Source organism: Robiginitalea rubriflava, from assembly GCF_052540725.1.
Window position 1 is genome coordinate 2,907,012 of record NZ_CP199309.1, and the last position, 15,449, is coordinate 2,922,460.

Sequence of the window (15,449 nt, forward strand, 5' to 3'; positions counted from 1 at the left end):
GCGTTTAAAACCCTACTGCAGTGTCATCTCCTCTGGGGTCGGCGCCGCCTTCCAACCTGCCGTCGGGAAGCAGCAAAATAGCATCTACTTTCCCAATCACAGGGGTTCGGTCCTCGTTAATAAAGTATCCTTTACTGAGCAAACTTTCTTTTAGTGACTCCGGAAATCCTTCTGGCTCAAATATCACCTGGTCCGGTAACCATTGATGGTGGAAGCGGGGGGCACTTACAGCCTGTTGCATACTGAGATTAAATTCATATACATTTAAGATAGTTTGAGTTACAGCAGTGATAATCGTTGACCCCCCGGGGGTACCCACAACCATCCAGAGGTCGCCATTTTTTTCCACTATGGTAGGAGTCATACTGCTGAGCATGCGCTTTTCCGGGGCTATACTATTAGCTTCAGCTCCGATTAAACCAAACATATTGGGCGTCCCGGGTTTTGCACTGAAGTCATCCATTTCATTATTCAGGAAAAATCCAAGGGCTTCGCAATACAATTTTGAACCATAGGCACCATTGAGGGTGGTGGTGGCAGAAATAGCATTTCCCCATTGGTCTATAATGGAATAATGTGTCGTTTCTGCGCTTTCATACACCTGTATCTGCCCCTCCTGAATATTTTCTGAAGGAGTGGCTGTGTCAAATGAAAAATCAGACATCCTTTCCTGTAAATACTCCTGATCCAGCAGGATATCCATGGGGATATCGGTAAAGTCGGGATCGCCCAGGTAATAATTCCGGTCGGCATAGGCCCTGCGGGCTGCTTCGGTAAAAAGCTGTACGCTTTTTACCGAATTGTGCCCGAAAGAGGCCATGTCATAAGGTTCAATCATCTTTAAGATCTGGTTCATGGTTACACCCCCGCTACTGGGAGGTGCCATGGATATAACCCGCAATTCCTTGTAGTCGAAAACAACCGGTTCCCTCCATTTTGCCTCATATCGCTGCAGGTCTTCCATTGTAATATACCCGCCTTTTTCCTGCAGGAATGCTACCAGGGTACGAGCTGTTTCACCTTCGTAGAACTCTTCCCTGCCTTTAGTTGCTATCCTTCTCAGGGTGGCTCCCAAAGCGGCATATTTCAAGGTGTCTCCAGCTTTGCAATGATTTGCAAAAAGGATACTGTCCCCGTTTACCTCTATCATCGCCTCCCGATAATTGGCGAGTCGCTTTGCTTGTTTTTCGGTAACTACCACTCCTTTTTCCGCAAGTTCGATAGCCGGTTGCAAAAGCTGCTGCATCGGCAGGCTGCCGAATTTTTTGTGTACTTCAAAAACAGCAGCAACGGTTCCCGGAACGCCAACTGCGGTAGCACCTTTCCTGCTGAGATCCGGTACAGGGTTTCCCAGTGAATCCAGATACATATTCTTATGGGCGGCCAGAGGGGCTTTTTCCCTGTAATCCAGGGAGCCAATACTGCCATCCGCCTTGCGATATACCATAAAGCCACCGCCGCCCAGATTACCCGCAAAGGGATAGGCTACCGCCAGGGCGATTTCGGTTGCAATCATAGCATCGAAGGCATTCCCACCTTTTTGCAGTATATCCCGGCCAATGCGCGAGGCTTCCTCCCGCGCGGATACCACCATGGCACTGTCATGAACCACTCCCGTTGGCTCGGGCGGGCTGGTCCTGCAACTGACAAGAACAGCTGAAAGGGAAAAAATGAGGAAGGACAGGCGAATTGTGCTGTAAACGCTCAACAGGTAGTTTGCTTTCAAAGTGTATGTATTTTTTGTCTGGAAAAGATAATTAATTCCTCGAAAAACAAGCGGAACTCCGATTCAAATTTGGGGTAGTGCAGCTCCAGCTCCTTAATGGCCCGATCCATGCGGCTTCTGTTCCGGGTTCTTCGGTTCATGCCCTGAAGGACTTTTTCAATGCCCTCCATCCGGGAATAATTCAGCAGCCAGTTATCCGATACCATATAGGGTAACATGCCCTGCACCCTCCTGGGAAGTAATTCAAAATGATCTTCCAAAAGGGCGTAAAACTTCTCAGTAAAAGCTTCCAAAGGCTCGGCAGAATAGTCAGACCAGTTCTTTGCCAGGAAATGATCGTAGTAAATATCAATGATTACCCTGCTGTAATGCCCGTAATTGGAATGCAATCGTTTACTGCTTATCCGGGGAATAGGATGGCTGTCCGTGAAGGTGTCTATTTGCCTGTGCAGCAGTATCCCTTTACGAATCTCATCAGGATAGGTTTTATAAGCTTTACCCCGGACACTATCTGCTATAAAGTTGCCAATGGCCAGGCGGTCATTGTCAAAAGAGAGGTAGATATGTGCGAGGAAATTCAATTCAGCAGCTGTGTTTGGCAGATAAAAGTACAAATTCAGCAGTTTATTAAAGATCCCATTATATTTGCCGGGTAAAATAAAGAAACATGACCCTGATAAAATCGATTTCCGGCATTCGAGGAACCATAGGCGGGAAGCCCTCTGAAAATCTGACTCCTTTGGATACTGTAAAATTCGCAGCTGCTTACGGAAGCTGGTTAAAGGAATACAGGAATACCGATAAGCTGCGGGTAGTTATTGGGAGGGATGCGCGTTTATCCGGTGAGATGATCCAACAGCTGGTTATGGCAACCCTTCAGGGCATGGGGATCGATGTTACAGACCTGGGCCTTTCCACCACCCCTACAGTGGAAATTGCGGTGCCCATGGAGGGCGCAGACGGGGGGATTATCCTTACGGCCAGCCACAATCCGAAACAGTGGAATGCCCTGAAGCTGCTCAATGAAAAAGGGGAGTTTCTGGATGCTGCCCAGGGAAAGCTGATCCTGGAAAAAGCCGACAAGGAAGCCTTTGATTTTGCCTCCGTTGATGAACTGGGGAAGCATCTGCCAGATGATTCCTATCTGGACAAACATGTAAAGGCTGTTCTGGAACTGGACCTGGTAACCCCTGAGCGGATCCGGGAAAAAAATTTTAAAGTAGTTGTAGACGGGGTAAATTCAAGCGGGGGCCTTGCCATTCCATTACTTCTTGAAGCCCTGGGAGTAGAAGTCGTTAAACTTTACTGTGAACCTACAGGGCATTTCCCGCACAATCCCGAACCGCTTAAGGAACACCTGCAGGATATATGTGAACGGGTAAAAGCAGAAAAGGCTGACCTGGGCATTGTGGTGGATCCCGATGTGGATCGCCTGGCCTTTATAACCGAAAAAGGGGAGATGTTCGGGGAAGAATACACCCTGGTAGCATGTGCAGATTACGTCTTGAGTAAGACCCCCGGTAATACTGTTTCCAATCTTTCTTCAACCCGTGCCCTCAGGGATGTAACCGAATCACATGGAGGAAACTACACTGCTGCGGCGGTAGGAGAGGTCAATGTGGTCGCTGCCATGAAAAAAGAAAAGGCTGTTATAGGAGGTGAAGGTAATGGCGGAATTATCTATCCTGCCAGCCATTACGGAAGGGATGCCCTGGTGGGGACGGCACTTTTCCTGATGCTCCTCTCGGAAAAGGGAATTTCAGTTAGTGAGTTAAAAGATGGATACCCCCAATATTTTATGAGTAAAAAGAAAATTGAATTAACTCCGGGCCTGGATGTGGATGCCCTGTTAAAAAAGGTTGAGGAAGCCTACCGGCAGGAACGCCTTACGACCATAGACGGGGTTAAAATTGATTTTGAAGACTCCTGGGTGCATCTGCGTAAATCCAATACTGAGCCTATTATTCGGATTTACACCGAAGCCCAAAGCCAAAAAGCCGCCGATGACCTAGCCAACCGGCTAATTGACGAGATAAAGACAGCAGCCGGAATCAATTAGGCTCCTGCTTCCTGATTTCGGACCAGGGCGTCCGGGTTTGGTTTTCGGTCTTTGTGTTTCCAACGCTTATGGGTCCAGAAATAATATTCCGGGGCCTCTTTTATGGAGGCTTCCACTTCTTTCATAAACATATCGGTAATCTCATAATCCGGATAACTGCCTGGATCTTCAGCCAATAACTTAAAGGAACAACTGTAATACCCCCTTCCAACTTTTTTAACTTTAAGATAATAGACCATCAGGTCATATTTTTTACAGAGAAATTCTGCCCCCGTGTGAATGGGTACTGTCACGCCCATAAAAGGGGCCCAGTAATGCGCTTTTTTGACCATGGGAGACTGATCGCTGATAATCCCATATATGGCGAGGGTATTGGTCTTTTTATTTTGTACAGTGATATCCCAGATCTGTTTTGTGGCGATAAGCGTGGTGCCAAATTTGGCCCTTATGGAACGCACCAGCCGGTCAAAATATTTATTTTTTATGGGTTGATAAATACCATAGGCACTGGCGGATACCTCCGTATTCAATGAGAAAACCCATTCCCAACTGGCGTAATGCGGGAGCATCAGCATGGCCGATCTGCCTTTTTTCTCAAATTCCAGAATGACTTCCAGATTCGTAAATTTATACCGCTTCTTAATTTCTGCCTCCGAGATATTCATGGTCTTAATCATCTCCAGAAACATATCGCACATATGGGCATAAAACTTCTTTTCGATGATTTTCAATTCGGCCTTAGGCTTATCCGGGAATACGAGTTTGAGATTATTCCAGACAACATTTCGTCTGTAGCCAATAAGCCGGTAGACCAGGAAAAATATAAAATCCGAGAAGGCGTAAAGCAAGGGGAAAGGAAGTCTGGAAACCAACCATAGAAAAGGGAAGGCCAGTAGGTATATCAGTTTTTGCATGCGCTAAATGTTAGTCAAATATAGCTATATTTACCCCTAAAATAAGGACTTCTCAATGAATTTGCATCCTGTTACCATTGCTTTGATTGCTGCCAATATTTTAGTGTCTCTCAAAGGATTTAATGACGCATCTTTTTTTGAACGCTATAAATTCAGTATTGGCGCCATCAGGGCCGGGCAGCGTGAACGAACCGTAACCTCCGGGTTTTTACATGTAGATTCCGCCCACCTTTTCCTAAACATGTTTACGCTTTACTTTTTTGCAGATGTGGTCATCAACTGGCTGGGACCCATAAAATTCCTGATGATATACGGAATCAGTTTGTTGTCTGGCAGCCTCCTGGCGCTTTTCTTTCACAGGGATGAGCCATATTACAGTGCAGTTGGCGCCAGCGGGGCAGTTACAGGGGTTCTTTATGCAGCTATTTTACTGCAACCGGATATGAGACTTGCCTTAATGTTTATCCCTATCCCTTTTCCGGCATATATCCTTGGGATCGCTTATTTGCTATACTCCATCTATGGAATGAAAACCCGAATTGGCAATATTGGCCATACTGCCCATTTTGGAGGGGCGGTGGGAGGCTACGTTGTTACCCTTTTATTCCGCCCCGAAGTGATTGGCAGTCATCCCATTATGGTATTATTATTGGCCCTTCCAATAATATTGCTGTTTATCCTTGAAAAGATGGGCAAAATATAAGGAATTAGCAGGCCCAGCACCATTTCAGCTTAAAATAAAGCTATCTGACGAGTTTTGTATCAGTATTTTATAAGATTTCCTGTTCTTTGGCGTTTAAGATTTACCCGAAATCTAAATAACCTACTTATGAAATTATTCGGAAAAGCGTTTTTCGCGCTTGGACTTACCCTATTATTTATTGGATGTAGTGATGAAACAACCGTTTTCCAAAACGACCTTGAGGAAAGCCTTGTAATTGAAAATACAGCTGCCCTTCAGGCAGCCATTGGCTACAATACAGCCGGGGTTCTCGAAATTTTTAATGAAAACAACCTTACTGCCAAAGCAGAAGCGCCTGCAGGTGACTATCCCTTAACGGTTATAGCCAGCGTGTCTCCTCCTTCCTATCAGGCAGGAGATAATTTTACGGCCTCCCATGTAAGCGTAGATGGGGATTATGCCTATGTGACCTACAATACGGTTGGCGAGGTTTATTCCGGAGCCATTGATGTAGTAGATGTCTCTGATCCTCATAATCCGCAACTCACTTCCAGGCTGTTTTTTATGAATGCAGACCTGAATTCCATAACCTATGATAATGGATTTGTTTACGCAGCCGGAGGGCTGGATGCGGCCAATTCAGCAATTGCCAGCAGTAATGCATTTGTGGCTAAGATTTCGGTTAGCGGTGGTAGCCTTAGTACGGATAATATCCTATATGGATTCCAGCAGGGTGATAATGCCACGGATGTTATAGTCGAGGGCTCGCGCATTCTGGTCAGTAGCGGAAAGGAAGGCAGCATTACCGCCTACAATAAAACAGACCTGAGCATACTGTCGGAAACCTATGTTGCCGATGCCCGTGCCATGAGTGCCACCGCAACAGGGTTTGCTGTTCTGGATGCAGGAAATGGGGTGCAAATGCTGGATGCGAATTTAGTATCCAACGGACTTATTCCAATTTCAACTAATCTTGGAGAAGCCTCCAAAAAGACCCTGGCTACCCAGGGCGACAAAATTATAGTGGCAGAAGCAGCCAAAGGAGCCGGTATTTATAATGCAGGGAATGGTCAGCTCATAGAGTATATAGATATCCCGGTACGCCCAGAAGGAGCCGAGGCCGGTGACATCGTAACCAATGCAGTAGTTGCTAATGAGCAAGCCCTATTTATGGCCAATGGCGGGGCGGGGATGAGCCTATCCGAAACAGATGAGAGTGGGACAGAGGCCGTTGGGATTCTGGAGCTTTCCGGTTCAATCAATTATGTTGCCTCCAAAGGTGACTATGCCTTTGCAGCTTCGGGAAGTCAGGGGTTGCAGATCATCAAGCTCAATCGTCCTGAACCCAGCCTCGCTAATCAATGTATAGATCTTCCCGTATTTGAAGGCGATTCCAAATTCAAGGTGGAAAATGGTGAAAATGTAGCCTATAGCGGATCGAAAGGCTTCAATACCCTGGAGGTAAAAGATGCCAGCCTGCTGTTATGTGGGACCTGGACTGTTGTAAACAATTTAAAAGTCAGGGAGGCCGGACTCTTTGAATTATTTGGGACCATGTCCGTTGGCCGCTTTAGCAAGCCGAAAAAAGTAGTGGTGGAGCAGGGGAGCACCCTGCGTCTTGAGGGCTCTCTAACCATCTATGGAGATCTGGAACTCAAGGACGGATCTGTATTGGAAGTTTTCGGATCGGATAGTGTAATCGATGTCTTTGGTGAAGTAAAAATCGATAACGATGCCACAGTAAACGGTACTTTCCGCGATGTGCGGAATAAATTTTAAGACTTTAACCAACCTAATAAATAACCCGGCTTGCAGGCCGGGTTACTTTTTTGTAGCATGTTCATTTTAATCAGGGCAATAACTCTGCGATTTTAGCTTCCAGTTCCGGCCCCCTCAGATTTTTAGCTATAATAACTCCATTTTCATCCAGAATGAAGCTCGCCGGGATGGCATTTACATTGTATAAACGTGCAATCTCGTCAAAGTAACGCACATTGGAGACATGCTGCCATTCCAGACCATCATCGGCAATGGCTTTTTTCCAATCTTCAGCGTTCCGGTCCAGGGAAACCCCTAATATTTTCAAGCCTTTGTCCTTGTATTTTTGATATACCCCCACAATGTTCGGATTCTCGGCACGGCAGGGACGGCACCAGGCTGCCCAGAAATCAACCAGGGTAATTTTTCCCAGGGCCTCGCTTAAGGCCAGCTCATTGCCATCAGGGGTTGGGGCGCTAAAATCAGGAGCTTTTGACCCCACAGCTGTGCGCAAGCCATTCTCAATTTGCGATTTTAGTACCTCTGCGTCTTCTGATGCTTTTACAGCCGCGTCCAGTCCCTGGTACAATTCCTGGATTTGGGCTAAGTCTGCCCTTGGGTTTTGCAGCATTTCTTTTAAAAGCGATACTGAGATAATAGCCTGAGGATGCTCTTTTACAAATGTGGTGTTGAATTCCCTCAAATCCTCCTGTAATTCGTTTGCTTCATCCCGTAGTGCATTCATGTTGACCAGATCATTCTGGCTTTGTGCGGTATAAAATTCACGTGAAAGAGAAGCATTTCGCTGGTCAATGCTTTTACGGCCTTCCCGGTACTGACTGAGCAGCTCGTTTTGAGGAGATCCCCCAATTTTGGCATAATTCAAACTATCAACGGCGGCAGTAACTTCAATCTCTCCTTCTTCAAGGACCAGCATCAGGCCTCCCCGAAGCCCGGAAAGCGTGACAACGTGTAATTCTGGCGATACCTGGGTGCCTTTAAAAAGAAAAGAACCCTCATTAATTTGAACCGTATCGACTGCCTCATACTGCATTTGAGGTGTAATCCTCCTGAGGATGGCTGTTGTGCCTTCAGGGATGTCGCCCCTGAGGTTTCCCTCCAAAGTATAATTTTCTCCGGTGTCCTGATTACAGGAAAAGAGCATCACAGATAAAAGGCAACAGGTCAAAATTCGCATAGAAATAATTTTTTGGCAAAGTTATGCAGATCGCTTACAAATAAAAAGCCCTTAACATAAGCTTATGCCAAGGGCCTTATTTGCTTTTACTGCTTCTCTAAAATTGGTAACGGATTCCCAGGGCAATATCAAAATCAAAATTATCGGAAAACCCGTCATAGCCTATCAGGCCTATTTCCGGGCGAAAATCCAGCGATAATAGCAATGGGATATCAAAATTGTACTCTATCCCAATATCCCCGGCCCCAAAGATGAACAATCCACCGTCGTCATCCGTAAATCCGGTATTGAAATCAACACTTCCAAGGCCTCCACCAACACCGTAGTACCAGTTAAAATTTCCATCCAGGGTGTGTACCCACTGATAAATACCGGTAAGTTTAAAGGCGTCAAAGTTCCTGGAATCCCTCCATCCCAAATCCACTTCAACCCGGTTGTAGCGCCCGACGGACTTTTGATAGGAGATTTCAGCCCCAAAGCCATCGCTGTCTCCAAGTCGCAGACCAAGGGCATGCTCAGAGATATTCTGGGCACTCATGGAAGCTGTGGCAAGGAAAAATATCCCAATGATTAGTTTTAGCATTTTCATAAACAGCTGTTTTAAATTAGTAATCAAAAATAGGCCATCTTCAATGGCCTTACGTTAAGAAAAACTTAATTTAGCCAACAAAAATTGTGTAAGCTTGGATATAAATAAACTAGAGGAGCTCTCCGGAAAACTGGAGGGGGAACTGCATTGGGACCCTCTTCATACGAGCATGTACGCTACGGATGCATCCGTATACCGGATGCAGCCATTGGGTGTGGCCTATCCCCGGAATACCTCAGATTTGCGGCACTTAATTGCGTTTGCCTCCGAGCATGGCGTGGGGCTGATACCCCGAACGGCTGGCACTTCCCTGGCAGGGCAGTGCGTTGGTCCGGGACTGGTGGTAGATGTATCCAAACACTTCACAAAAATCCTGGAGCTGGATACAGAAAAGCGTCAGGTACGGGTAGAGCCCGGGGTGGTTCGGGACGAGCTGAATGCCTTTCTGAAACCACACGGACTTTTTTTTGGGCCCAATACCTCTACTTCCAATCGTTGCATGATCGGCGGGATGGCCGGGAACAATTCCAGTGGAACAACTTCTATACGGTATGGGGTAACACGGGACAAGGTGCTGCAAATGCAGGTCTTGTTAGCCGATGGTTCACAGATACAGGCCGGCCCGCTTGGCAGGGATGAATTCCTGCAAAAAACCCAAGGATCTGATGCTGAATCATCCATTTATAAGAATGTTTATAAAGATCTTGTAAACAAGGATATACAAAATTCAATTAGGACCGAATTTCCACTACCTGAGATCCATCGCAGAAATACGGGCTACGCTGTGGATGCCCTTTTGGAAACAACTGTCTTCAGCGAAAACAAAACTCCCTTTAACCTTGCAAAATTACTGTGTGGGAGTGAAGGGACGCTCGCCTTTACCACGGAACTGACCCTGCAGCTGGATTCCCTGCCTCCCCCGGTGGCAGCTATGGTTATCACCCATTACCATACCCTTGAGGATTGTCTCTCTGATGTGTTGCCTGCCATGGAGCATCGCTTGTTCCTGTGCGAAATGATGGATAAAACCATTCTGGACTGTACTAAAAATAACAGGGCACAAGCCAGAAATCGTTTCTTTGTAGAAGGGGATCCGGCGGCTCTGCTGATGCTCGAACTGCGCGCCGGAACGGAAAAAGAGCTGGCCGCAGCTATTCAAAAACTTCAGAAAACCATAAAACAATCAGGCAGGGCATATGCTGCACCGGTGCTTTACGGGGCGCAAATAGGGCAGGCTATAGAGCTTCGCAAAGCAGGCCTGGGACTATTGGGCAATATGGTTGGAGACCGCAAAGCAGTAGCCTGTATTGAAGACACTGCCGTTGCTCTGAAGGACCTGAAAGACTTTATAGGGGAATTCACGCAAATCATGGCCGAGTATGGGCAAGAGGCCGTTTATTACGCCCATGCAGGGGCCGGGGAATTACATCTCAGACCCATTCTGAATCTGAAGAAAAAAGCAGATGTTCACCTCTTCAGGGAAATCACGACCCGGGTAGCGCGTCTTACGAAAAAATACAAGGGTTCCTTTAGCGGGGAACACGGCGATGGGATTGTACGTGCAGAGTTTATTCCTTTAATGATAGGGGAGGAGAATTACCAGTTGTTACGGCGTATTAAGAGTTATTTTGATCCAAAAGGAATATTCAATCCCGGGAAAATAGTGGATGCTTTTCCTATGGATGCTTCCCTGCGATATGTTCCGGACCGCCCGGAACCCGAAATAAATACGCTTCTCGATTTTTCAGACAGCCAGGGCATATTAAGGGCTGCCGAAAAATGCAATGGCAGCGGGGATTGCCGAAAATCCCATCACATGGGAGGGGCCATGTGTCCGTCTTTCCAGGCCACCCGAAATGAAAAGGACACCACCCGTGCAAGGGCCAATGTCCTCAGGGAAATGTTGACGGATCCGCAAAAAGGATTCAACCGGCCCGAACTAAAGGAGGTTTTTGATCTCTGTCTGAGTTGCAAAGCCTGTGCCAGTGAATGCCCCAGCAATGTGGATATAGCGGGTTTAAAGGCCGAATTCAGCTATCAATATCAGGAGGCAAACGGATATTCCCTGAGAAATCGTCTTTTTGCCCATAATACGGCAATAAATGCCTTTAACAGCAACTTCGCGGCATTGCTGAATCCCCTCTTGAATGGCAAATTGAGCAGTTCCCCCATAAAAAGCATTCTGGGTGTATCTAAAAACAGATCCATCCCGGTTGCCAGGCGTTTTGATTTTGGAAAATTCCTCGCGCGGCAAAAATCGGGTTCCCCGGGTCAAAAAAGACGGGTAGCTTTATTTATTGATGAGTTTACACGTTATCTGGATATTCAGCAGGGGAAGGATGCGATATACCTGCTGGAAAAACTGGGATATGATGTACAGTTGTTTATAGCAGATAGTGGCAGGAGCTTTATTTCAAAGGGATTTCTGAAGCAAGCCCGAAAGCTTGCCCATAAGAACGCCCCGGCATTATATGCGTTAAGCGGGGATGGCGTTCCGCTATTGGGGCTGGAGCCTTCTGCCGTACTGACTTTCCGGGATGAATACAAAAGGTTTGGACTATCATCAGAGATTTCGGATGCCATAGCAAAAAACTGCTTCCTGATTGAAGAATTCCTCGCTTCGGAAATCGAAAAGGGCAATCTGTCACCCAACAGATTCACAACCCGCGAAAAGGAGGTTAAAATACATAATCATTGTTATCAGAAGGCGCTTTCCAACCAGAAAGTGACCTTTGACGTGCTTAATTTACCCCAAAATTACAAGGTAAGTATCATTGCTTCCGGTTGCTGTGGGATGGCCGGTTCCTTTGGTTATGAAAAAGAACATTATGAGGTTAGTATGCAGGTGGGTGGGCTGAAACTGTTTCCGGCGGTGCGCAAGGCAGACGAAAATGTGCTGATTGCTGCAAATGGCACCAGTTGCAGGCATCAGATTGCGGACGGTACGGGGCGAAAGGCGCTACACCCGGTAAGCATCCTCAGAGAAGCTTTGGCAGACTAGGAGGCCAGGGGCTTCTCCTTCCTTTTTTCCTGCTCCAGATTCACAACTGAGTAAATGATTTCTTCAAATTGGGTGGCCTTATGTTCCTCATCTGCGTAAAAGGCGGATAGTTTATCCTCATTGTACCAGTAAAGCTTCCACCGTTTAAAGGCGTATTCCAGGGCGGTCAGGTTTTCCACCCAATCCCCTGAGTTCAGGTACAGGCAGCGGCCCTCAGATGTTTCCACCCATTCTTTCTTAGGCTGGTGGATGTGTCCGCAAATCACGTAGTCATAACGTTTGGAGATTGCCATAGATGCAGCTGTTTTCTCAAAGTTCGAAATGAGACCTGCGGCTCCTTTTACACTTTTCTTTATCCTCCCCGAAAGGGATATTTTGTTACGGCCCAATTTGGTCAGTAAGTTGTTTACGCCGCGGTTCAGTAAGATCAGGGCTTTGTACCCATGCCCGCCCAGTCTGGCCAGCCATTGGGCATTTGGAAGGGCCAAATCAAAAACGTCTCCGTGAAAAAACCAGGCCTTTTTATCGTCAAGTTCCAGGACAAGTTTATCGCAAATACGAAAGGAGCCTATGGTTGTGTCCGAGAATTTCCGCAACATTTCATCGCGATTGCCCGTAATATAATATACCTGAGTCCCGCGGGCTGCCATTCCTGTTATTTTCCTGAGCACCTGCAAATGGGCTGGGTGGAAATAGCGTTTATCGAATTGCCCTGCGTCAATAATATCCCCGTTTAATACCAGGATACCTGGTTCTATGCTGCTCAGATAGGCCAGCAGTTCCTGAGCATGGCATCCGTAGGTGCCCAGGTGTACATCGGAGATAACCGCAAGGTCAATTTTTCGTTTTTTCAATTTGTTAGATTTTCGGAAACAAAATTAGAACGAATGGTATGTTTGGTAATAAACATAAAGATGATCAATTTCCTATGTTTGTGTTAAGCAGGCTTTAAGAAGTTCATAAGAATGTTAAGCCAATATTATAGAGGGAGTCTTGTCTGACTTCGGACGAAAAGGTACCTTTGAGGTTCATTATACAGCAGATATGGCGGGAAATACGTTTGGATCCGTTTTTAAACTGACCACTTTCGGGGAGTCACATGGAAAAGGCCTTGGGGGTATTATTGAGGGGTGCCCGGCGGGGATCCCGGTTGACATGGAAGCCATTCAGCGTGATCTGGACCGAAGGAGGCCCGGGCAGTCAGCAATCGTTACCCAGCGCAAGGAAGCAGATAAGGTGGTATTTTATTCCGGGATATTCGAAGGCAAAACCACAGGTACTCCCATTGGATTTGTAATTGAAAACACCAACCAGAAGTCTAAAGATTATTCCCATATAAAAGACAGCTACAGGCCTTCCCATGCAGATTATGTCTATGACCAGAAATACGGCTTCCGGGACTACCGGGGAGGCGGGAGAAGTTCTGCCCGTGAGACAGTGTGCCGGGTTGTTGCAGGTTCTCTTGCGAAACAATTACTGGGAACGCTCAAAATAAACGCCTTTGTTACACAGGTAGGGGATATAGCCATTGACGAACCCTACGAGTCTTTGGACTTCAATAATACAGAGGCAAACCCGGTGCGATGTCCGCATCCGGAAACAGCTGAAAAAATGGAATCCCTGATTCGTAAAATCCGGAAAGAAGGAGATACGATAGGTGGGGTTGTAGGCTGCTTAATAGAAGACGTTCCTGTAGGGCTGGGAGAACCGGTTTTCGATAAGCTCCATGCCCGTCTTGGAGCCGCAATGCTTTCGATTAATGCCGTTAAAGGATTCGAATTCGGGAGTGGCTTCGAAGGGGTGAAAATGAAAGGCAGCGAACACAATGACAGTTTTAACTCTGATGGCAGTACCAAAACCAACTATAGTGGTGGTATACAGGGAGGTATAAGCAATGGTATGAATATATACTTCAGGGTAGCCTTCAAACCTGTAGCCACCCTTATACAGGAGTACGAAACCATAGACAGGCAGGGGCAGAAAGTAGTACAGCAGGGCAAGGGCCGGCACGATCCCTGTGTGGTGCCCAGGGCTGTCCCCATAGTCGAGGCCATGGCTGCTTTGGTGCTTGCTGATTTTTTTCTCTTAAACAGGCTGTCCAAATTCTAAGGCGCCCTTTAGGGCGTCTCGGATCAAAATAGTATCTTCCCGCGAAATAGAAAAGACTCGATATGCGGAAACTAGAATTGCACTGGCAAATCCTGATCGGGATGCTGCTGGGGATTGTTTTTGGATTCATCATGACCTACCCGGACTGGGGTGCGGACTTTGTAATGGATTGGATCAACCCCTTCGGTACCATCTTTGTAAAACTGCTGAAACTCATCGCTATTCCCCTGATCCTGGCATCACTGGTAAAGGGAATCTCAGACCTCAAGGATATCAGTAAATTCCGCAACATCGGATTAAGAACAATAGGCATTTATATTATCACCACGGTGGTCGCCATAACCATAGGCCTGGTCCTGGTGAATGTGTTAAAACCGGGCAATGGGATTTCCGAGGAAACCATTGCACAACTTACAGAAACCTATGCCTCCGATGCTGGGGTTACTTCCAAAATCGAGGAGGCTTCCAGGCAAAAGGAATCAGGCCCTTTGCAGTTCCTGGTAGATATGGTCCCGGACAATGCCTTTCAGGCTGTGAGTAACAACAGCCTGATGTTGCAGGTAATCTTTTTTACCATTTTCCTGGGCATCTCTATGTTGCTGATAGGGGAAAAGGCGGCCCGGCCCTTGAAAGATTTCTTTGATTCCCTCAACGAAGTGGTCCTCAAAATGGTAGACCTGATTATGCTAACGGCACCAGTTGCTGTTTTTGCACTGCTGGCCAATGTTGTGGTTTCTTCCGGTGACCCCGAGCTGTTGTATGCCCTCTTAAAATATTCCGGTGTGGTAGTCCTGGGATTACTTCTGATGATTGTTTTTTACAGTGTTGTGGTTTCTACCTTCACCCGATACAACCCCTTTACGTTTCTGAGTCGCATCAGCCCGGCCCAGTTACTCGCTTTTTCGACCAGTTCCAGTGCTGCCACGCTCCCGGTAACCATGGAAAGGGTGGAAGAACATATTGGGGTAGACAAGGAAGTCTCCAGTTTTGTACTCCCGGTGGGAGCCACCATCAATATGGATGGTACCAGTCTCTATCAGGGAGTGGCTGCAGTCTTTATTTCGCAGGCCCTGGGTTTTGATTTGAGTTTAAGCGGACAATTGATTATTATTCTGACGGCCTTACTTGCTTCCATTGGGTCAGCCGCGGTTCCCGGAGCCGGAATGGTCATGCTGGTAATAGTTCTGGAATCCATAAATTTTCCGGCGGATAAACTGGCGATAGGCCTGGCGCTCATTTTTGCGGTAGACCGCCCTCTGGATATGTGCCGGACCGTGGTAAACGTGACCGGTGATGCCGCGGTATCCATGATGGTTGCCAAATCTGTAGGGAAGCTACATGCCCCTAATCCAAAAAACTGGGACGATCATTTAGATGAAGTGAGGGGTTCCGGCAAAAAGAAAAAATAACAGA

General features: G+C 46.9%; 12 protein-coding genes. 6 read left to right on the forward strand and 6 right to left on the reverse strand.

Features of this window, described 5'->3' with window-relative positions; all coding sequences use genetic code 11:
• Positions 1-4: 4 nt before the first annotated feature.
• Together ggt and ACT6NU_RS13095 are read right to left on the reverse strand one after the other, a co-directional pair.
• Positions 5-1,690: a gamma-glutamyltransferase gene (gene ggt, locus ACT6NU_RS13090; protein WP_445383866.1), complete on the reverse strand. Its 1,686-nt coding sequence runs from the start codon at positions 1,688-1,690 to the stop codon at positions 5-7.
• A 32-nt stretch (positions 1,691-1,722) separates the two neighbouring features.
• Positions 1,723-2,307, reverse strand: a complete 585-nt coding sequence (locus ACT6NU_RS13095) for an acyl carrier protein phosphodiesterase (protein ID WP_445383867.1) — start codon at positions 2,305-2,307, stop codon at positions 1,723-1,725.
• An 86-nt stretch (positions 2,308-2,393) separates the two neighbouring features.
• Here ACT6NU_RS13095 and glmM point away from each other — a divergent pair, with 86 nt between their 5' ends.
• Positions 2,394-3,785, forward strand: coding sequence for a phosphoglucosamine mutase (gene glmM / locus ACT6NU_RS13100; RefSeq protein WP_445382120.1), 1,392 nt, complete (start codon positions 2,394-2,396; stop codon positions 3,783-3,785).
• Here glmM and ACT6NU_RS13105 read toward each other — a convergent pair.
• Entirely contained in the window at positions 3,782-4,699 is a 918-nt protein-coding gene (locus ACT6NU_RS13105) for a lysophospholipid acyltransferase family protein (RefSeq protein ID WP_445382121.1), read from the reverse strand. The two genes, glmM and ACT6NU_RS13105, sit on opposite strands and share 4 nt — an antisense overlap.
• A 55-nt stretch (positions 4,700-4,754) precedes the next feature.
• On the opposite strand from ACT6NU_RS13105, the gene ACT6NU_RS13110 reads away from it, so the two are divergent.
• Both ACT6NU_RS13110 and ACT6NU_RS13115 read left to right on the forward strand, forming a co-directional pair.
• A complete protein-coding gene (locus ACT6NU_RS13110; RefSeq protein ID WP_445382122.1) occupies positions 4,755-5,402 on the forward strand; it encodes a rhomboid family intramembrane serine protease in 648 nt (215 codons plus the stop codon).
• Positions 5,403-5,528: 126 nt separating this feature from the next.
• Positions 5,529-7,160: a hypothetical protein gene (locus ACT6NU_RS13115; protein WP_445382123.1), complete on the forward strand. Its 1,632-nt coding sequence runs from the start codon at positions 5,529-5,531 to the stop codon at positions 7,158-7,160.
• A gap of 70 nt (positions 7,161-7,230) precedes the next feature.
• Here the strand turns inward: ACT6NU_RS13115 and ACT6NU_RS13120 are convergent, their stop codons facing one another.
• Together ACT6NU_RS13120 and ACT6NU_RS13125 are read right to left on the reverse strand one after the other, a co-directional pair.
• Entirely contained in the window at positions 7,231-8,337 is a 1,107-nt protein-coding gene (locus tag ACT6NU_RS13120; RefSeq protein WP_445382124.1) for a redoxin domain-containing protein, read from the reverse strand.
• A gap of 97 nt (positions 8,338-8,434) precedes the next feature.
• Positions 8,435-8,926 (reverse strand): hypothetical protein, encoded by a 492-nt coding sequence (locus ACT6NU_RS13125; protein WP_445382125.1) that lies wholly within the window; start codon positions 8,924-8,926, stop codon positions 8,435-8,437.
• Between the two features lie 94 nt (positions 8,927-9,020).
• On the opposite strand from ACT6NU_RS13125, the gene ACT6NU_RS13130 reads away from it, so the two are divergent.
• The gene (locus tag ACT6NU_RS13130; RefSeq protein ID WP_445382126.1) at positions 9,021-11,927 is read left to right on the forward strand and encodes an FAD-binding and (Fe-S)-binding domain-containing protein; all 2,907 of its coding nucleotides are present in this window, start codon (positions 9,021-9,023) and stop codon (positions 11,925-11,927) included.
• Here the strand turns inward: ACT6NU_RS13130 and ACT6NU_RS13135 are convergent.
• Positions 11,924-12,781, reverse strand: a complete 858-nt coding sequence (locus ACT6NU_RS13135) for a UDP-2,3-diacylglucosamine diphosphatase (protein WP_445382127.1) — start codon at positions 12,779-12,781, stop codon at positions 11,924-11,926. The genes ACT6NU_RS13130 and ACT6NU_RS13135 overlap by 4 nt on opposite strands.
• Positions 12,782-12,971: 190 nt before the next feature.
• Here ACT6NU_RS13135 and aroC point away from each other — a divergent pair, with 190 nt between their 5' ends.
• A complete protein-coding gene (gene aroC / locus ACT6NU_RS13140; RefSeq protein ID WP_445382128.1) occupies positions 12,972-14,036 on the forward strand; it encodes a chorismate synthase in 1,065 nt (354 codons plus the stop codon).
• A gap of 62 nt (positions 14,037-14,098) precedes the next feature.
• Positions 14,099-15,445 carry a dicarboxylate/amino acid:cation symporter gene (locus ACT6NU_RS13145; RefSeq protein WP_445382129.1) on the forward strand — a complete coding sequence of 449 codons (1,347 nt, stop codon included), beginning with the start codon at positions 14,099-14,101 and terminating at the stop codon, positions 15,443-15,445.
• The last annotated feature ends 4 nt before the right edge of the window (positions 15,446-15,449 follow it).